The sequence below is a fragment of the Flavobacterium sp. RNTU_13 genome (genome assembly GCF_046614455.1).
In the GTDB taxonomy this organism is placed as follows: domain Bacteria; phylum Bacteroidota; class Bacteroidia; order Flavobacteriales; family Flavobacteriaceae; genus Flavobacterium.
The window spans coordinates 391,142-411,907 of sequence record NZ_JBKJHB010000002.1 but is presented as its reverse complement, the minus strand read 5'-3'; the positions used below and the strand labels follow the sequence as shown (position 1 = coordinate 411,907).

Genomic DNA, 20,766 nt, shown 5'->3' with positions numbered 1-20,766 from the left:
AATGTATTAAAAATATAAAGCAGAAATCAAGTTTACTTTAAATACATCTCAAGGCCGGGACAATTATACTGTTCAAATGTTTTTGTATTAGCATACCTGCCATAAAACTGCTTTACCCACTTAGTAGGCTTATATCCTTGTTTTTCTATCCAATAAAAACCTCCGGTATAATCAAAACTCCGTTCGCATACGTGTAGCATAAGCGTTGCTAAGGCACGCTGTTCATTGTTTGTAGCCGTTCTGTAGGCTTTCAGGTAATAGGCTTTGGCAGTTGTAAGGTTAGCATAGTTACCGTTACTATACTTCTTCTTATTTTTTGTAAGGCTACCAAAATCTACCTGCCAATACTCATTACCCTGATAGTACGTGCACATAAACCAGGCATTACCCAGGTAACCAGCATTATAATAGGCATGACCAAGTTTTAAGTAACTATCGGCATCTGCTTGTGTTTTTAGGCGCAGCATTTCTTTTACAAACGCTTTTTTGGTAAAGTTATGGCCTAAATCTTCCTCCTTCATGGAATAACCAAGTACCTGTGGATAAAATGGATTTATAGAGTCGGCTCCGGACTCATCACTATAAGGCAGCATTTTGTAAGCCGATGAATCAGGTACCTGAGAAAAAGCTTCGTAGGCTTCAGCTAATTTATCTTGCCTAAAGGCGAGCGTGCCTTTAAAGTTTAAGTAGCATGCCTTGTAGGTAAGTGTACCCCGACAGATAAATTTTTCAAAAGGTGTTTTATCTTTCTTATCTACCAATTTTAAAAGATTGTCTACATCTTTAAGGGTAGCATATTGGTCTAAATACGCTACAAAACCATAGCTGTATGGTTCTTCGTTTGGAAAATAGTGCCACTCTGACGAACCTTTATACATTTGCCCTGCATTAAATAATAACGATGCTGTAGCCACATCGCCTTTTTTATTATAGGCGGCCGCCGTCAGCCGTAATAGGGTATACAAACTCTTTAAGTACGTCTCGTCATCTTTAACCAATTTTTCTACCTGCTCCAGGGCAACATACAGTTTTTGTTTTGTGGCCTCTGTTGTAATATCTTCTTGCTTAAGCGCTATGAGTGCCAATTCGGTATACTTTTGTACCAAAACCGATTTTGGCGCACGGGCAGATATAGCCGAGGCATACTTATGACCTTCTTCAGTTAAATCTGCCATAAAGCTTAGGTGGGCTATCACCGATGCTAAATAGTCTTGGTTAACTCCCGCAGGTGTTTTGCTATACAACCCAATAAGATATTCCCTAAAACGGCGCAGATACGCCATATCTTTACGGTAATTCTTTTTCCTGATGGAGGTATAACTATCCTGTTCATTCCACATATCTGTATACACATCAGGTGAATTGCCTTCCATTTGCACCGCAAACAGCCAGTCTTCAAACTTATTTACCTCGCGGGATATAAGCAGGTTAACGTAGTCGCTACCGGGGTCTAAACGGTTTACTTCTTTAATTTGCCCGAACGCCGGCCCCGGGTTTCGCATGGCATCAAGGGTAATAATCACCGCACGTTCATGGTTGCTTTTAGCCAGTTTAAGGGTTTGTTGCTGCGCATCATGATTATACCATTGTGCTACGGCAATAACCTTTTCATTACACAAATCAAAACATTTGCTCAGCCAGTAGTTTTGTTCGGCTTTGTCTTTGCAGTTATAGGCATAAAAAAGCATAGCCCATGCCTTTGTAACACTTTTTACATTTTCGTTTGCAAAATATGTTTTGTATAACGGCTTTACATTGTCTTGCCTGCCGTATCTTATAAGCATAAACGCATAACGCTGCTGCAGGAACACGTCTTTACAGGTAGCAAGCCGTTTCTCAATTGGCAGCAAGGTATTTTCGTCAACCCCTGTGGTATCCACGGGCGTATCCCAATAGTTTTTTGGTGCACGATCATCCCAGCTTTCCCATCTGGAATCCTGCGGATTACCTTCAAACTCCATTTCTTTTGCAAAGGCAAAATACTCCAGCAATGGTTTATTAGCCGGCTTCAGCAATGCTTTTATAAAAGTATTACCCTTAAAGGTATCGTCTAACGTACCTTCTTTATAAGCCGTCTGGAAATTCTCAGGATTGGTAGCATACTGTATTTTATAAATATCACCTTCGTTTATTGTACCGCCAAGGCGCTCATTCCATTCGGTGCAGTTACGTTTGCGATCCTTGGTATCTTTAATTTCATATTCGTTAAAGTAGTGTTCAGAATAATAAAAAGGGCTGAATTTTTCCATTGCGGGCGTAGCCGATTTAAAAACGGCTAGCCTAAGGGTTTCATAATCGTCACCCCAGCCACAGGCAGCAGCCTCTACCGTAATGATAAACGCCAGGCTAACGGCCAAAAAGCGCGTAATAAACGGAAATTGTTTTAATGCCATAGCTCTCAATAATTTTATCGTCCCACGAAAAAAATGTAATCTTCGAATTATCTAATTCAACATTGTCTTTTACAATATCTATCATCTTTTTTATTTCGGCGTCGCTTACCTGCTCTACCCTTATCTCGTCGCCTTCCCTGTAGTAGGTTTCCCCAATTACCACATCCTCCACAAAACGGTAGTGGGTATCATCTATCTTTTTAAAGTACTTATTATTAAGGTCTACATCATTTGGCATTAACCCCAGCAGCTTATCCTCTCTAAAGGCTACCATCCACCGGAACAGTGGCAACGCTACATCAAGCTTTAGCGGATAATCATTATGGGTTATGTATTTTTTGAGTTCCTCAGACGTGGCTATGGAGTTTTGGGTTTCCCGCTTCTTTATGTCGCCCATATTGTAACACATTAGCAATCCTCTGTCTACGGGTGGTATACCGGCCAACTCGTAATCACGGTATTGCCACAACCTAATAGTTGCAGCTATTTTATATTTTGGAAAAACCTTTTTTATCTCGCGTAACAGGAAGAAATAATTACCCTGGCTTTTAGGTGTCCAGTCGCAGTCAATTAATATTTCATGAATGCGGGTGTCAAAAACTTTCTCCTCTTCTGCAATGCACAAATCACGCTCATCCCACGAAGCAATGTTGTAGTCATACACTGCACTCCTAGCCGCGTCTTTACGGGTATGTGCTACAATGGTATCTACCCGTTTGGCTATATTATGGGCGAGTTCTATAAGCTGTTTGCGGCTGCTGTTAAGTACCACTTTATTTGTAATATAAACACTGGGGGTTACTTCTAAGCGGTTGCTATCGTCTGCAAAGCCCCAGGACGTAGCTACCGGCAACGGCCTTGCAGAATACGGATTCCAGTCAACATCAAACAGGCGCATATATATATGCTTTAATTGCAGCGTGTCTACGTTCCCGGTACCTATATCAATACGATTTCCATAATCTACAGACTTCCAATAGCAGAAAGAACGTGTTATGTTGTACTCTTTTTTACAGCCATACAGCAGTAATGCAAACAAAGCTATGGCAGTTAGTTTTTTCACTGAAAAAATGGTGTTAATTTTCCACGAAATTATACGGGAAATTTTGAATTAAACAATACGCTTAAAGCGCTTGTTAATAACTTTTTACCAAATATGATTAAGCGGTTTCTTTAGCGTTAAACGCTACTTTATTATGTTAACTTATGGTTATTAAATACTTTATTAAAAGTTGATTTAATGTTAAGCACATACCTTGTTAACATTAAATTAACCATGCCAACGTTTTAACATAATACTTTTGCCAGCAAAATACGAAACAACACACACATCTAATGAAGCTACACACCTCCCTTTGCGTGGCACTGCTAATGGCAGCAATGCTTAGCGGCCACGCACAGGAAAAAAACAATCCAGGCACAACTACGCCCCCACCTGCTACGGTTAATGCAACTATAACGCCCGAGAACAAACCCACCGAAGAAAAAAAATGGTACGACCGCATTTTACTACGCGGTTACATGCAGTTTAGGCAAAATAATCTTGTTAACACTAACGAAAATCTTACCTGCGCCCAGTGCGACGCCTCATGGGGAGGTAACGGAGGCGTTTCGGTACGAAGGGCACGTATTGTAGTACAGGGTCAAATGACTACCAACGTGTTTATTAAGCTTGAGGCTGATTTTGCTACGGCACTTACCACCACCGCAGCAGGTGCAAACCAAAACTTTACACAGGTAAGGGATGCTTATGCCGATATAGGTTTCGACCCTAATAACGAACTAAAAATAAGGCTGGGGCAAAGCAAGGTGCCCTACGGTTTTGAAAACCTTCAATCCAGCGGTACACGCTTATCATTGGATCGTAGCGACGCCATAAACAGCGCACTTAACGGCGAACGCGACATGGGTGCTTTTTTGTACTACACTCCTATGAGGATAAAAAAGCTGTACGCTGACCTTGTAAACCTAAACTATAAGGGATCTGGCGATTTTGGTATACTGGCCTTTGGTATTTATAACGGCCAAACAACTAACCGCCCCGAAATGAACCGCAGCCAGCACGTTGTGGCACGTGCCACCTATCCGTTTACAATAGGTAAACAAATTATAGAAGCCGGTGTACAGGCATATACAGGCAGATATGTAATGTATGATAACCAACTATCAAGCGCCGTTACACGAACCGCTGATAAAAATTATACAGATCAGCGCGCAGCGGCCAGTTTTGTGCTTTATCCTAAACCTTTTGGTATACAGGCAGAATATAACATAGGCCGTGGACCACAGTTTGATAAACCTACACAGGCCGTAATTACAAAAGACCTGGAAGGCGGATATATTCTAGCTAACTACCGTATACCGCTAAAAAACATGATGCTGTTTCCGTACAGCCGCTACCAGTATTACAAAGGGGGAAGGAAATTTGAGCTGGATGCACGATACTATGCCGTACACCAATTTGATTTCGGAACCGAGTGGATTATGAATAAGTACTTTAAGTTTACCGCGGAGTACTGTGTATCGAGCAGGAATTATATTGACTTTGTAACCCAAAACAACGCCCAGAAAGGCAGCTCGCTTCGGGTTCAGGCACAGGTTAATTTTTAATACAATAATTATACATAAACAAGTAGCGGCGGATACAATCCGCCGCTACTTGTTTATACCAGTTCTTTAAAGTACTGCAATAATATTCTATCGTTCTCCAGCATGGGGGTAAAAACCTCCAGTAACTTCGGCTTTCCGGTATTTTCGTAAAACCCTCCTAATGCCTGTAGCAAGGTAGATTCATCGGAAGCGGTTATGTACTCAAATCCAAACATTGCTGCTAAATGCTGTGCGGTAAGGTTATGTGTGGTTTCAAAATAGGTGTTAAACACCGGAGTTTCCTTATGGCCGGGTAATATCCTGAAAATCCCCCCGCCTGCATTGTTTATTAAAATAATCCTGAAATCCTGTGGGATATAGCTGTTCCACAAAGCATTGCTATCATACAAAAAGCTAATATCTCCCGTAAGCATTACCGTTTGCTTACCCGATGCTACTGCTGCACCCACCGCTGTACTGGTACTGCCATCTATACCGCTTGTACCACGGTTACAAAAAACCTCAACTTCGGGCTTTATGTCAAAAAGCTGTGCGTACCGTATTGCCGAGCTGTTACTGATTTGCAGTTGGCTACCGTGCGGTAACGACGGAAATATATGTCCAAATGCCTTATGGTCGCTAAAAGGTATTTTCTCCTGGTAAGCATCATGCTTTTCCCTGCGGAATGCGTTTAGCGCAAGGGCATTGCTCTTATAATCGCTTTCCCTTTGGGTTACCAGTGGCAGGAATGCCGTAAAAAAGTCGTTTACGGTAACGGTAAAATGTTTTGTAAGCGCATTGTACGTATCGTAAGCACGTAGTGTATCTATATGCCAATGATGCTTCGGCTTATAACTTCGCAGCCAAGCCTTTACACGCTTACTTACCACCATGCCGCCAAACGTAAGCAGTATATCGGGCTGCCAAGCCTCGAAATCTTCTTTAGTAAATGGCGTAATTATGGTATCTATACTGTTTAAAAATGTATGGTGGTGCAGGTTGCTTGTGGTTTCTGTCATTACCACCACAGAAGGGTCTGCCGCAAAATAGTTAATCACTTCGGCATTAATGGTACCGGGATCATTAACCCCTACTAAAACCAACTTTTTAGCAGCGTTATTCCACTCCGTTGCATAGTATGATAAATCTTCCTGAATAATGTACTGTGGCGGTGTTACAAACTGCACATCTACCTGAACCGTAGGTTCAGCTACCGTTTCGTAAAGTGGCTCTTCAAACGGCGCGTTTATATGCACTGGGCCTTTACTGTATTTTGCAACAGCTATTGCCTGGTTTATCAAAGCATCGTTATCGGCAGAAGCATGCTCATAAAGGTTAGCGCTAAACAGTATATGGTTAGCGTACACGTTTTCCTGGCGTATGGTTTGGCCATCGCCTATATCTATTTTGCTTTTAGGCCTATCGGCAGAAATCACAATAAGCGGAATTTGGCTATAAAACGCCTCGGCTATTGCCGGATAGTAATTTAACAACGCAGAGCCCGATGTACATACCAAAGCCACAGGCTTATGGTACTGCTGTGCCATACCCAAACCAAAAAATGCGGCGGCACGTTCGTCTGCTATGCTATAGCATGTAAAATCAGGGTGAGAGGCAAAGCCTATGGTAAGGGGTGCATTTCTTGAACCCGGAGATATAACAATATCTGTAACTCCTTTGGCAAGGCATATCTGCATAATGCTTTGTGCCAAAGGTATCTTAGGATAAATCATTTTTAAATAGCCCCCTTAATCCCCAGCAGGGAAATTCTAAACCATACCGCATTAAACAATATGTATAAGAATGGCCCCTGTGGGGGTTGGGGCCTATGTGTTACTTATTAATCCAGTTTACAATCTCTGCATCTGTAGGCAGGGTTTGCGGGCTTACAACTTTTTCCAGTTGCCCTTTCTCGTTAATCAGGTATTTCTGGAAGTTCCATTGTACCTCGCTGTCCTGTAATCCGTTTTTACTTTTCTCTGTAAGGAAATGGTAAATCGGAGCCATATCGGCACCTTTTACAGAAATCTTAGACATCATAGGGAAGCTAACCCCGTAGTTCTTTTGGCAAAAAGAGGCAATTTCTGCATTAGTACCCGGCTCCTGGCCTGCAAAGTTATTGGCAGGGAAACCCACAATAACCAGCCCCTTAGCTTTGTATTTATCATACAGTGCCTCCAGTTCTTTGTACTGAGGCGTTAGTCCGCATTTAGAGGCCGTATTAACTATAATAACCTTTTTGCCTTTAAGCGATGCAAAATCAAAAGTGTCGCCCGAAAGGTCTGTAACCTTAAACTGGTATATGGTGTTTTGCTCCATAGTTTTGTGAGATTTTTTAGCGGCGGTTTTTTTTGTTTGTGCCGATGCCGGCGCTGCACAAAACAGTAACATTCCGCAGGCTATTAATAAAGCTTTTTTCATGATGGAAATTTTGAGATAAAATTACAGAAAATTCTACTTTTACAGTTGTTAAATCTGCCTTTAAAAAAGCAACCCCTGTTATTAATACCATGCGGCAGTGCCTTTTTTAAAAGAAAAAACCCTAACGGTGTACGAAAGGGTTTGGTTATGCTGTGTTTAGTCTATTTCTTCATAGTCTATGTATTCTCCTACAACAGGTTTATCTTTAGATTTTTGCCCGTTAGCATTATTGCTGTAATTATCCTGTTGCCTTGTATTTTGCTGGTCTTCATAAAAGCGGCGCTGGTTTTCCATATTCTCCTGCGCTTTTCTTACAACCTGCTGTGCCATAACAGGTAAAAACAGTTTCATAAAAAACTTTGCTGCGTAGTATATAAGGATAATTGTAAAAAGTGCCTTAACTAATCCGGTAAACGATGCTGTTTCCATTATGCTAAAATTTTTGTAAATGTACGATTTGGACGCGTGAAAAATGAAACACGCTTCTTAAAATAATAATAAAGTTATACTTTTGATAAACGTAAGTCTGAATTTAACAATAAACAGGCCAAAACCATGAGTTTTAAAAACTTTATATATAATGCTGCCTTTTTGGCATTCTGCGCTTCCATGCACGCACAGTATACCGAAGAAATTAACTCTAACAGACCAGGGCAGTCGCAATCGGCATTTGCGGTAGGAAAAACAATAATACAGGCCGAAGCCGGCTTAAACGGGTTGTATGAAAAACATGACGTACTGCGAAACGAAGCCAAAGGCGGAACGGCCGACCTGCAACTGCGCTACGGTGCCTTTACCGAAGACCTGGAGTTTATAGCCGATATGCAGTACAGGGTAGACAACTACCAGGACATGATATACAACTACTACCGGAACGATTTTACTCGTTTAACCCTTGGTGCAAAATACCTGGTATACGACCCTGATAAATATTATACTCCAAAGCCTAACTTAAAAAGCTGGTGGGCAAACCGAAAATTTAAATGGCGTAAGCTTATCCCCGCAGTAGCGGTGTACGGCGGGGTAAACCTTTTACCAAACAACACCTTTAGTTTCCCGGAAGATAAGGTAAGCTTTAAGCCCATGATAGCCTTACAGCACCATTTTGGCGCATGGGTGTGGGTAAACAACATATTGTTTGACAAAGTGGGTACTAAATACCCCAGCAAAGTATGGATAACCACCATAACACGTGGTTTTAATCCGCACTGGTCAGGCTTTTTAGAATTCCAGGCCATAAAAAGCGACTATTATGCCGATGGAATTATGCGTGCCGGTGCCGCCTACCTGGCTTGGGAAAACCTTCAGTTTGACGCCTCTATTTCTACCAATGTAAAAAACACACCATATATAGCATACGGTGGCGTGGGTGTTTCATGGCGTTTTACGGCAGACTACAAAGATGTATTGCTGCCAGGCAAAGGCGACCGCGAAGATGAGATGAACAAACAGAAAGAGAAAGAGAAAAAAGAAAAAGACAAACGTAAAAAAGACCGGGACAAGCGCCGTAAAGCGCTACAGGAAACCGAATTCCCTACAGAAACACCGGCGGCACCACCCGCAGGAGAAAATTAAGAAATGATTACAATTGAAGAAGTTACAACGAAAAACGAACTTAGAGCGTTTATAAAATTTTCGTTTAGTATATATAAAAACAACCCTTACTGGGTGCCACCGCTTATAAACGACGAGCTAGAAACCTTTGACAAAGAAAAAAACCCGGCGTTTGAAACGGCTGAAGCGCGTTTTTTTATGGCCTACAAAGGTGATGTACCGGTGGGTAAAGTTGCTGCCATAATAAACTGGCAGGAAGTAAAAGAGCAAGGCAAAAGCAAAATGCGCTTCGGGTGGCTGGATATGATTGATGACGTAGAGGTAACCAAGGCGCTGCTTGAAAAAGTGACCGAAATAGGTCGCGAAAATAAACTGGAACATATAGAAGGCCCCATGGGATTTAGTAACCTGGACAAAGTGGGATTTCTTACTAAGGGCTACCATGAACTTAGCACCGCAATAAGTTGGTACAATCACCCGTACTATATAGACCACCTGCTGCAACTGGGCTATACCAAAGAAAAAGAATACATAGAGGGATATTTCCCTATAGAAAATATACACGGCCCTACCCTGCAACGCGGCAGCGAAATGGTACAGAAACGCTATGGCGTAAAGGCATTGAGTTTTACATCTTCTAAAGACATAATGCCGTATGTAGACGAAATGTTTGACGTTTTTAACGCTGCTTATGCCAAACTGGCATCGTTTGTAGCGGTAACCGAACGCCAAAAGCAGTATTTTAAAAACAAATACATAGGGCTTATAAACCCGGGGCTTATAAAATTTGTGGTAAACGAAGAAGGTAAAATGGTAGCATTTAGCATAATGATGCCCGACTTTGCCCCTGCATTGCAAAAAGCAAACGGATCGTTATGGCCATTCGGGTGGTACCATTTGCTTAAGGCGAAAAGCAAAATGGACGCAGTAGCTTTTTACCTTATCGGCATTTTGCCCGAATATCAAAACAAGGGAATCCATGCTGTGTTGTTTTCAGAAAATTATAAGGCGATTTCTAAACTTGGTGTAAAACGCTGCATACGCACACCGGAGCTCGATGAAAACAATGCCGTACACAACCTGTTTAAAAACTTTGATTCGGTTATACACAAAAGACGCTGTACGTACAAGAAAATGATAGGATAAAAAATCATAAAAAAAACGGGACACATAATGCATACTGTCCCGTTTTTTCTATTCGTATTGTACCATAGCCTGGCAATAAATAGCAGAACTTTCGGCATTAGACACCACAAGCCCGCCTACAGGTTGCCAGCCATCGGCTATCAAATCTTTTACATCTACCTGTAAAAAACGTAGTGAAGCACTTTCAACTACCTGATAGCTAATTATTTTCCTATTCATCCTTAATCTAACTTTTTAAAAAACCTTTTTTTGATTGTGGTGTAGCCCTGATTACGGCACAACACGCAGCCAAATCTATTAAATTTCTGCCACTATTTCCAAACATAAAATACTTTTAGAGTGTGGTGATGCTCCAATATTTTGTTTTCGAAAAGTGCATTTAAAGCGTTATTTATTGTTGTACTGTCTACAATTTGGTATGTCCTTACGTGCATCTGTATTCTCTGTCACTATTTTTCATACTCAAATACTGACAAAATAGACTACATTAATTAGTTCATATTCACATGCATCAAAGTACTACCCAATAACAAAAAACACCTACTTACAAAAATAAAGTTAAAGCCAATAGTATAATGCATTGTAAAACAGTTTTGTATATTTGATACCCTTTAATTTGTTTTGCCATTTTTTAGTATAATACTTTAAAACCAGGGTGTGTTACTTAACGTAAAATGATTAAAAGGTTAATATTTAAAAAATATTACCATTATAAATCTAATTACTATAGTTTTGTTAAAAATATATCGAATAACTGCATATATGTTAAATAAGTACTTCCGCTACTTTACCTGGGTATGTATGGTAGCATTTTTTTTCTCTAATCTGGCCAGTGCTCAGATTTATCAGCACGACTTTGGTACCACTGCCATAAGTACGCATCCTTATACTGTGGCGCCGCCTGTCCTTGCGGCAAACCTGTCGGGTTCTTCATGGAGCAATAGTAACGGAACATGGAGCAGTAATAACGGGAGCACGGGTACCGCAATTACACTTACCAGTGCGAATAATGAAACAATAACACTACGGGTAACCATAGCATCGGGTTATCAGGTTGAAATATCCTCATACAGCTTTTGGCGCCAGCGTAGTAACTCGGGGCCTCAAAACTGGGCTATGACCATAAACGGTACTAACGTGGGCAGCGGCAGCGTACCTACAACCGGTGCCAATACCAACAATATTAATGTTACGCCTGTATTATCAGGTATAACCGGTACACTTACGGTAGTACTTTCGCTATCGGGCGCATCGGGTAATGGAAACATAAGGTTAGATGATTTTACCCTTAACGGACGTGTAACCCCTACGTGTGCAGCGCCGGTAATTGCAGGATTTTTGCCCGCAAGTGGCCCGCAAAACACCCGTGTTACCCTAACCGGAAGCGGATTTACAGGTGCTACAGCGGTAACCTTCGGCAGTGTTCCGGCTACGTCATATACCGTAGTATCTGATACACAGATAACCGCTATTGTACCCGCAGGTGCAGGTAATACAGTTAATGTAACTAATGCGGCAGCCTGTACAGGTAGCGCACTTACAAACTTTACATTGTTAACTTCTACCTGCCCGCAACCACCTACCGAAATTTATATTTCTGAAATATACGACGAAGACTTGGGAGATCCGGGTGCCATAGAGCTATACAATCCCACCGCCACTACTGTAGTGCTAGATGGTGTGTATGTATTAGAGCGTTATGGTAACATAAACGACCCTAACCCTACAACAGGGTACATTATTCCGCTAACCGGAAGTATTGCCCCTTACAGTACATATTTGGTACGTTGTGGTACACAGGCCTCATCCTGTTTGTCTACACTAGTTTTCGGGCCAAGCCGTATGTCTGGTATTAATGAAAATGATGCCATAAAACTGCGTAAAAATGGCAGTATTATAGACGTAGTAAATACACCGGGCAACACTGGTTATACCATTATAAGAAACGCTAATGCCATAGCCCCGGCGGCCACCTATGCTGCCGCAGACTGGGCAACATCTAACACAGAGAGTTGTGCAGACCTTGGCAGGCATACGGCAAACCCTTCGGTGCTTAACCCTCCTTCGGTAGCACCCCTTGCAGACGCTACAGCCTGTTCTGGTGCTAATGGTGTATTTGCATTACAGGTTACACCAGCCGGTACTTATACGTATCAGTGGAAGACACTTAGCCCGGCGGGTGTATGGGTTAACGTAACTAATGGTGTTGGGTTTTCTGGAGCCACAACAGCTACACTTACTGTAATAAGCCCTACTGTAGCACTAAACGGAAGCCAGTATTATTGCCAGGTAACATCGGGATGTATAGTATATAGCTATGCAGCAAGGCTTAACGTAGATGCAGCCCCGGCGGCACCAACAGCAACCCCACAGCAACCGGACTGTACCAATGCGATGGGAAGCATTACCGTAACACCTGTTACAGGTGCAACATACAGTAAAGATGGCACAAACTACCAGACTTCCAATGTATTTAACAACCTGGCACCGGGTACCTACTCTATAACCATTAAAAATGCGGCTGGTTGTGTATCTTCGCCTCAGAGTGTTACAATAAATACCGTTGCTTCGGCTCCGGCAGCCCCGGCTGTTACCGTGCAGCAGCCTACCTGTACTGTGCGTTCGGGAGGAATAAACATAACCCCGGTAAGCGGCATGACGTATAGTATAGACGGTACCAATTATGGACCGGCAACTATTTTTGCGGGATTAGCCGCGGGAACTTATCCTGTAAGCGTAAAAAATGCAGCCGGTTGTGAATCCCCGGCCACAATTGTAACCATTAATGCTGCTCCGGAGGTGCCTACCGCACCTAATGTTACAGTTACACAACCTGATTGCATAACTACCACAGGATTTATTAATGTAACTGCGACTGCGGGCTACACTTACAGCAAAGATGGCACAAATTACCAGACAAGTAACATATTTACGGGAGTAAACCCCGGATCGTATGATATAACTACAAAAAGTGCAGCAGGTTGTACATCTCCAATTACCCGCGTTACGGTAAACGCTGCTCCGCTTACACCTGCAACACCAGTAGTAAATGTAACACAGCCAACCTGTACCACCCCTACAGGTACCATTACTATAACCCCGGTTAGTGGTGCTACATACAGTATAGACGACACCAACTATGTGTCCAATAACGTATTTACCGGAGTAGGCCCCGGAGTTTATCCGGTAACAATTAAAAATGCAGCCGGATGTACTTCCGCTGCCGTATCTGCTACGGTAAACGCAGCACCTGCATCACCGGCAACGCCTACAGTTACTACACAACAGCCTACCTGTACCACCCCTACCGGAACCATTACCATAACACCGGTTAGCGGTGTAACCTACAGTATAGATGGCACAAACTATGGTACTAACAGTACGTTTACAGCGCTAACTACGGGTAATTATACGGTAAGCGTTAAAAATGCAGATGGCTGTATTTCTCCCGTAGTAAATACAACTATAAACGCTGTGCCTGCCGCACCGGCAGCACCCGGTGTAAGCATACAAAACCCTACCTGTACACAACCAACAGGTACTATAACGGTAACCGCTATTACAGGCGCTACGTATAGTATTGATGGAGTAAATTATGTAAGTAACAATGTATTTACGGGACTTGGAGCCAACACATACAGTGTAACGGTTAAGAATAGTGCCGGCTGTATATCTCCGGCTTCTTCGGCAACCGTTACTGCTGCCCCTGCCGTACCTGCTGCTCCTTCGGCATCGGCCACACAACAGCCTACGTGTGCTGCGCCAACAGGTACCATCACCATAACACCAATAACCGGCGTAACCTACAGTGTAGATGGCACAACATACACTTCAAATAACGTATTTACAGGCCTTGTTTCAGGAAACTACAATGTAACCGTAAAAAATGCTGCAGGATGTGTATCTGCGGCAACACCGGTAACCATAAATCCGCTAAACGGACCTGCACAGCCGGTAACTTCGGTACAGCAACCTACCTGTAATGTAGGCAGTGGAACCATTACTATAACGCCTGTTACAGGTGTAACCTATAGTGTTGACGGTGTAAATTATTTTACAAATAATGTATTTTCAGGCCTGATTCCCGGCAGCTATCCCGTTACTGTACGTAATGCCGCAGGGTGCGTTTCGCCAGTACGAACTGTAGTTATAAACGGCCTGCCTACTGCTCCGGCTGCTCCTGTAGTAACTGTTACTAACCCTGGCTGCAATGGCAGTACGGGTAGTATTTCGGTAACTGTAATGCCGGGAGTAACCTATAGTATTAACGGGGTAAATTATGTATCTTCAGCAGTATTTACTAACCTTGCACCCGATAGCTATACAGTAACTGTGCGCAATGCCGCAGGATGCGTTTCTCCGGGAACACCGGCTGTAATACAGCCCGCTCCCGCAACGCCGGTGCTACCACTGTTAACAGTAACACAACCTAATTGTACTACAGCTACAGGGAGTATTACTGTGACACCGGTAACAGGCCTTACCTACAGCATAGACGGTAGAACCTATACCGGTACTAATACCTTTACAAACCTAACTCGTGGTACCTACAACGTTACGGTACAAAATGCTTCCGGATGTATTTCCCCGGCGCAGACCGTTATTATAAATGCGGCTCCGGCAACTCCGGCTGCACCACTGGTTAGCGTAAGGCAACCCGACTGTACTACCAGGACAGGAAGCATTACCGTAAACCCTGTATTTGGTTTACAGTACAGTATAGATGGTGTAAACTACCAGTCATCGGCAACATTTACAAATCTTGCGGCAGGAACGTATGCTGTAACAGCACAAAATGCTGCCTTGTGTACCTCAGCAGCTACTACTGTTGTTATAGATGCAGCGCCCGCGCTGCCTGCAACCCCGGCCGCTATAACAGGTAACACTACGGCTTGCCTTGGCGAAACTCTTCAATATTCAAATACCGTTACCGGAGGTACGTGGAGCGTAAGCAATACAAGGCTTGCAACCATAGACCAAAACGGACTTTTAACCACACTGCTACCGGGCCGCGTTGTTATAACATATACCACCGGAACCGTATGTACTGCATCGGCTACTACAACGCTTAACATATCAGGATTGCCCGATGTAAGGCTCGCCACAGAATATTATTTGTGTAAAGACCTTATTACAGGCCAGTACAGTAGTGTTACCATAAACACAGGCCTGTCTGCAGTAACTAATACATTTGCATGGGAAAAAGACGGGCAGTTACTTGCAGATACTACTCCGTTTTTAGAAATTAAAGAACCCGGAAATTATTCTGTTACCGTAACAAATAGTGCCGGATGTACAGATACCGCTACTACTGTTGTAAAAGAATCGTCTAAAGCCATTGCTTACGCAGAAGCAGGCCTTGATTTCCACACGTATCAAACCGTTACGGTATACACTACGGGCGGAAGCGGAAGCTACCTTTACAGCCTTGATGGCGGAAGCTACCAGAGCAGCCCAATATTTACGGGTGTTACGCAGGGGCTTCACACAGTAACGGTAAAAGACGAAAACGGATGTGGAGAAATAGTATTAGAGGTTTTTGTACTGGATTATCCGAAGTTCTTTACACCTAACGGTGATGGTAATAACGATACATGGCAAATTTCGGGGCTACGTAACCAGCCACAGGCCATAATCTATATTTATGACCGCTACGGCAAACTCATTACATCGCTTAAACCTTCTTCAAGAGGATGGGATGGTACCCTAAACGGGCATGATCTCCCTTCTACCGATTACTGGTTTACGGTACTTTATAAAAATATCCTTGGCCAGGACAGGGAGTTTAAAGCGCATTTCTCGCTTATTCGATAGTTATAGCACTTTTAAATATACACGCGGTGTTTTCCTTTACAGAAAACACCGCGTTTTTTTATGCCCGGATGTTAAGCAAAGCGTAAATAAAAACGGGTTATGTAAGTAAAGTAGCGCAAGGGTAGTTAAACTATTGTTAGGCAATCCAGTTTTTAATATATCGTTATGAATCAACCAATTAAACAAAGGTTAATTTTAAGTATTGATTAAAACGATTATTCAATAGTAAACAAAACTTCAATACAAAAACCATTATGAAAACTGCAACAAAAACATCAACAAGAAGTACGGCAAAGGCCAGTACAAAAACAGCGGCTAAAACTAATAAAACAGCTGCAACATCTAAAGCCTCATCTACCAAAGCTACTACTACAAGAGGACAGGTAAAAGCAAAATCAACCGCAGCCGAAGGACTTGAGGAGCTTTTTGTAGACAGCCTGAAAGACATTTATTGGGCAGAGAAAGCACTTTCTAAAGCATTGCCTAAAATGACTAAAAACGCTACTACAGAAAACCTTATTAAAGGTCTTGAAGACCATACTGCACAAACCGAAGAGCATATTGCAAGGCTCGAGCAGGTTTTTGAAATTATAGGAAAACGTGCGGTGGCAAAAAAATGCGAAGCTATGGACGGCCTGATTAAAGAAGGTCAGGACATTATGGAAAGTACAGAGCCGGGCCCGGTAAGGGATGCAGGTATCATTGCTGCTTCTCAAAAAATAGAACACTATGAGATAGCTACTTACGGTACGCTATGTGCTTTTGCTAAAACACTAGGCATGGATGAAGCTGCTAAAATCCTGCACATGACCCTGGAAGAAGAAAAACAGGCCGATATGTTACTTACAGAAGCAGCATATAACACCATAAATTTTGACGCTGCCGAGGCAGACGACACTATGGAAGAATAAAAAAACACGTTATTCTGCAAAAAAAAACCGGCCTTTAAGCGTTGTAAAATTGCTTAAAGGCCAGTTTTATTGTATATTATTTTTGTATTACACAAGCTGACTTAAAACTCAAAGTTAAATCCTTTTTTGGTCAGCTTTTCGTAAATTTTTTCATCGAACTGATACAGTTGCGCAGCGCGATGCGATACGTTTTCCTGTTTTTCATCCAACGGAAGCAACAACTTCATACGCAGGAATTTACGCCTGAAATTTGACTTATCCATTTCTATACCTAATATCTCTTCATACAACTGCATCAGCTCAAAGAGAGTAAACTTTTCTGGCAGCAGGTTAAACCCTATAGGCGCCTGTTTTACCCGGTTACGCAGGTTAAGTAAACTGTAGTTTAAAATATCGTTGTGGTCGTATATCAGCTTAGGTATATCTTTGATTTTGTACCACTTAGCATCCGATGCCGTAAAACCTGCCTTTACATTGTAGTCTTCACGCTTTACCAGGGCATAATACCCTATGGTTATAACGCGCCCCAGCGGGAAACGATTGGGCTCACCAAATGCTTTAAGCTGCTCCAGGTACACATCATCAAGGCCGGTAAGGTCGCCCAAAAGGCGGTGTGCAGCAGCATCTATACCCTCGGTTTCTTTAATCCATCCTCCGGGTAAACCCCATTCGCCCTTACGTATACCCTCGCCGTGCTGAACCAGCAGTACCTCAAGGCTTCCGTTATCAAACCCGAATACCACACAGTCTATGGTAATCGCATTCATTACCGTGCGTTCTACGATCTTTCCGGATTCCCTGTCGATAAATTTTTTGAGCATTGCTTCAATCAGAATAATTAAACACGAATATACAATAAAATCACGAACTCTTAACAAAATCTAATTTTTTAATCATGTGTTAATAAATCTGTTGATATGTGAGAATAATAATTTTTTTAAGCAAAAATTTTGTCGATATAAAAAATCTGTTGTATACTTGTGGTCATAATAACCATAAGAAAAAACGTTATAGCAGCTACTTCCTTAGTGTTTATGCGGGCTGGCGTTAAAAAAGGCACAAAAAAACTAGCAATGTATTTTTTAGGAATCGACTTAGGCAGTTCATCAATTAAACTATCTGTGCTAAATGCACAAACAGGTACCATAGCCTGTTCTATAACCGTACCTGATTTTGAACTTTCTATAGAGGCTCCGCAATTCGGTTGGGCAGAACAAAACCCGGAAGGCTGGTGGAACTACATTAAGCAGGGAATCAGTACTCTAAAATCAGATTACGGTATAAACATTAAAAAAATAGCCGGTATAGGCATAGCCTATCAAATGCACGGGCTGGTACTTACAGATGACAAACTTAACCCGGTACGTCCATCAATTATTTGGTGCGACAGCCGCGCCGCAGAAACAGGTGATGCGGTTTACCAGCAAATGGGAACCATAATTTGCCAAGAAAGCATTTTGGGCAGCCCGGGTAATTTTACCGCCTCAAAACTAAAGTGGGTTAAAGACAACGAACCCGAAGTTTTTGCGCAGGCAAAATACATGATGCTGCCAGGCGACTTTATAGCTGCCCGTTTTTCGGGAGTGGCGCAAACCACAGCATCGGGCTTGTCTGAAGCTGCATTGTGGAACTTTGCCGAAAACCGCCCGGCCACCGAAGTGCTTGATGCTATGGAATTACCGCACACGGTACTACCAGAAATAGTACCTACGTTCGGTATCCAGGCAACCATAGCACATAACGTGGCACTGGAGTTGGGACTTAATGAAAATGTACAAATAAATTACCGCGCCGGCGACCAGCCAAATAACGCACTTTCGCTGGGTGTATTAAAACCGGGCGAAATAGCCACTACCGCGGGTACATCGGCGGTGATTTATGCGGTAACCGAGGCCAATGCCTGCGATGCAGAAAACAGGGTTAATACCTTTTTGCACGTAAACAATACGCCTTCAGATAAAAGTAACGGCGTACTGCTGTGTATAAACGGCAGCGGCATACTGTACCAATGGCTTAGGAAAACACTAAGCACAGGAGCAGGCAGCCTTATATCGTATGAGAACCTTAATGCAGAAGCAGCCAAAGCCGAACTGGGTGCTAAAGGGCTTCGTTTTTACCCGTTTGGTAATGGGGTGGAAAGGATTTTTGGGAATAAGCCTGCGTTTAGCGGCATACAAAACCTCAACTTTAACATCCATACATCGGCAGAAATGGTAAGAGCCGCCTGCGAGGGTATTGTATTTGCCATGAATTACGGTTTTGATATCATGAAAAACATAAACGCCGGTGGCACTGTAGTAAAAGCCGGACGTGCTAATTTGTTCCTTAGCCCTGTATTCAGGGAGATATTTGTAAACACAACACAAACCACCTTACAATTATACAACACCAGTGGCGCAGAGGGTGCCGCACGCGGAGCCGCTTACGGATTCGGCTACTACCCCACCCTTAACGATGCGTTTAAAAACCTGGAGCACCTGGAAACCATAAGCCCTACTCCTGCCCTGGCAGCGCAGTACGCAGAAATTTACAATACGTGGAAACTCCACATTAATTCCCTATAACACACTTATGAGTACAACAAAACAAGCCTACTTTAAAGCTGTAGATAAAATACAGTTTGAAGGCCGCGAAAGCACCAATCCCTTAGCTTTTAAATGGTATGATGAAAACCGCGTTGTGGCGGGAAAAACGTTAAAGGAACATTTTAAGTTCGCTATGGCTTACTGGCATACACTGTGCAACACCGGAAACGACCCGTTTGGACCGGGCACCGAAACCCACGCATGGAATGCTAAAGATAACGCCGTGGCACGCGCTAAAGATAAAATGGATGCCGGTTTTGAGTTTATGGAAAAACTGGGCATACCATACTACTGTTTCCACGATGTAGACCTGGTAGACGAAGCACCTACGCTTGCCGAATTTGAAGACCGCATACAGGCCATGGTAGAATACGCAAAGGAAAAACAAAAAGAAACCGGTATAAAACTACTTTGGGGTACCAGCAACCTGTTTAGCAACCCACGCTATATGAACGGTGCAAGCACTAACCCTAACTTTGATGTGGTGGCGTATGCCGGTGCTCAGGCCAAAATAGCCATAGATGCAACTATAGCACTAAACGGCGACGGGTACGTATTTTGGGGTGGCCGCGAAGGCTACATGAGCCTGCTTAACACAGATATGAAGCGCGAGCAGGAGCACCTGGCCATGTTCCTTGCCATGTGCCGTGATTATGCACGCAAGGAAGGTTTTAAAGGTACTTTCTTCATTGAGCCAAAACCAATGGAACCCATGAAGCACCAGTACGATTTTGATGCTGCCACCTGTGTAGGCTTCCTTAACCAGTACGGGCTAAAAGACGACTTTAAACTAAACATAGAGGTAAACCATGCTACCCTTGCCAGCCATACGTTTGAGCACGAGCTTCAGGTGGCGGCTAATGCCGGAATGCTGGGCAGCATAGATGCTAACCGTGGCGACTACCAAAACGGCTGGGATACAGACCAGTTTCCTATAGATATTTATGAGATTACACAAGCCATGCTGGTATTCCTTGAGTCTGGAGGACTACAGGGTGGTGGCGTTAACTTTGATGCTAAAGTACGCCGTAACTCTATAGATGTGGAAGATAAGTTTATAGCCCACATAAGCGGCATGGACGTATTTGCCCGCGGACTTATCACTGCAGAACACATACTTACAAACACAAATTATACGAAACTGCGCACAGAGCGCTATGCGTCATTTGACGGTGGTAACGGAAAACAGTTTGAAAAAGGAGAGCTCACTTTAGAAAACCTTAACGCTATTGCCCGTCAGAATGGAGAACCTACACCTGTAAGCGGAAAGCAGGAACTGTTTGAACAGATTATTGCCAATGCTTATTAGGACACCAAACCCTTAACTCAAGTACCTATAACCAAACTCTCATT

Annotated in this window: 14 protein-coding genes; 7 read left to right on the top strand and 7 right to left on the bottom strand. The window is 42.9% G+C overall.

Features of this window, described 5'->3' with window-relative positions; genetic code table 11:
- Nucleotides 1-32: 32 nt before the first annotated feature.
- Nucleotides 33-2,393, bottom strand: a complete 2,361-nt coding sequence (locus tag ACLI08_RS06865) for a hypothetical protein (protein ID WP_411427724.1) — start codon at nt 2,391-2,393, stop codon at nt 33-35.
- Nucleotides 2,347-3,456, bottom strand: coding sequence for a hypothetical protein (locus ACLI08_RS06860; protein WP_411427723.1), 1,110 nt, complete (start codon nt 3,454-3,456; stop codon nt 2,347-2,349). The genes ACLI08_RS06865 and ACLI08_RS06860 overlap by 47 nt, the downstream gene beginning before the upstream one ends.
- 272 nt (nt 3,457-3,728) lie before the next feature.
- Between ACLI08_RS06860 and ACLI08_RS06855 the strand changes: the two genes are divergently transcribed.
- Nucleotides 3,729-5,003 (top strand): porin, encoded by a 1,275-nt coding sequence (locus ACLI08_RS06855; protein WP_411427722.1) that lies wholly within the window; start codon nt 3,729-3,731, stop codon nt 5,001-5,003.
- A gap of 53 nt (nt 5,004-5,056) precedes the next feature.
- Here the strand turns inward: ACLI08_RS06855 and menD are convergent, their stop codons facing one another.
- The 3 genes from menD to ACLI08_RS06840 all read right to left on the bottom strand — a co-directional run bounded on the left by menD (nt 5,057) and on the right by ACLI08_RS06840 (nt 7,832).
- Nucleotides 5,057-6,715: a 2-succinyl-5-enolpyruvyl-6-hydroxy-3-cyclohexene-1-carboxylic-acid synthase gene (gene menD, locus ACLI08_RS06850; protein ID WP_411427721.1), complete on the bottom strand. Its 1,659-nt coding sequence runs from the start codon at nt 6,713-6,715 to the stop codon at nt 5,057-5,059.
- Nucleotides 6,716-6,815: 100 nt separating this feature from the next.
- Nucleotides 6,816-7,403 (bottom strand): glutathione peroxidase, encoded by a 588-nt coding sequence (locus ACLI08_RS06845; RefSeq protein ID WP_411427720.1) that lies wholly within the window; start codon nt 7,401-7,403, stop codon nt 6,816-6,818.
- Between the two features lie 156 nt (nt 7,404-7,559).
- Entirely contained in the window at nt 7,560-7,832 is a 273-nt protein-coding gene (locus ACLI08_RS06840) for a DUF4834 domain-containing protein (RefSeq protein WP_411427719.1), read from the bottom strand.
- Nucleotides 7,833-7,958: 126 nt separating this feature from the next.
- Between ACLI08_RS06840 and ACLI08_RS06835 the strand changes: the two genes are divergently transcribed.
- Nucleotides 7,959-8,978: a transporter gene (locus ACLI08_RS06835; RefSeq protein ID WP_411427718.1), complete on the top strand. Its 1,020-nt coding sequence runs from the start codon at nt 7,959-7,961 to the stop codon at nt 8,976-8,978.
- A 3-nt stretch (nt 8,979-8,981) separates the two neighbouring features.
- Complete coding sequence (locus tag ACLI08_RS06830) at nt 8,982-10,103, top strand: GTP cyclohydrolase (RefSeq protein ID WP_411427717.1); 1,122 nt, start codon at nt 8,982-8,984, stop codon at nt 10,101-10,103.
- A 48-nt stretch (nt 10,104-10,151) separates the two neighbouring features.
- On the opposite strand, the gene ACLI08_RS06825 is transcribed toward ACLI08_RS06830, so the two are convergent.
- Nucleotides 10,152-10,322, bottom strand: coding sequence for a hypothetical protein (locus ACLI08_RS06825; RefSeq protein ID WP_411427716.1), 171 nt, complete (start codon nt 10,320-10,322; stop codon nt 10,152-10,154).
- Between the two features lie 543 nt (nt 10,323-10,865).
- On the opposite strand from ACLI08_RS06825, the gene ACLI08_RS06820 reads away from it, so the two are divergent.
- Both ACLI08_RS06820 and ACLI08_RS06815 read left to right on the top strand, forming a co-directional pair.
- On the top strand, nt 10,866-15,917 hold the full coding sequence (locus tag ACLI08_RS06820; RefSeq protein WP_411427715.1) for a T9SS type B sorting domain-containing protein: 5,052 nt from the start codon (nt 10,866-10,868) through the stop codon (nt 15,915-15,917).
- Nucleotides 15,918-16,171: 254 nt separating this feature from the next.
- A complete protein-coding gene (locus tag ACLI08_RS06815; protein ID WP_411427714.1) occupies nt 16,172-16,828 on the top strand; it encodes a ferritin-like domain-containing protein in 657 nt (218 codons plus the stop codon).
- 101 nt (nt 16,829-16,929) lie between these two features.
- On the opposite strand, the gene ACLI08_RS06810 is transcribed toward ACLI08_RS06815, so the two are convergent.
- Entirely contained in the window at nt 16,930-17,649 is a 720-nt protein-coding gene (locus ACLI08_RS06810) for an NUDIX hydrolase (RefSeq protein WP_411427713.1), read from the bottom strand.
- A 252-nt stretch (nt 17,650-17,901) separates the two neighbouring features.
- Here ACLI08_RS06810 and ACLI08_RS06805 point away from each other — a divergent pair, with 252 nt between their 5' ends.
- Nucleotides 17,902-19,392: a xylulokinase gene (locus tag ACLI08_RS06805; RefSeq protein ID WP_411427712.1), complete on the top strand. Its 1,491-nt coding sequence runs from the start codon at nt 17,902-17,904 to the stop codon at nt 19,390-19,392.
- A 7-nt stretch (nt 19,393-19,399) separates the two neighbouring features.
- Nucleotides 19,400-20,722: a xylose isomerase gene (xylA, locus tag ACLI08_RS06800; RefSeq protein WP_411427711.1), complete on the top strand. Its 1,323-nt coding sequence runs from the start codon at nt 19,400-19,402 to the stop codon at nt 20,720-20,722.
- The last annotated feature ends 44 nt before the right edge of the window (nt 20,723-20,766 follow it).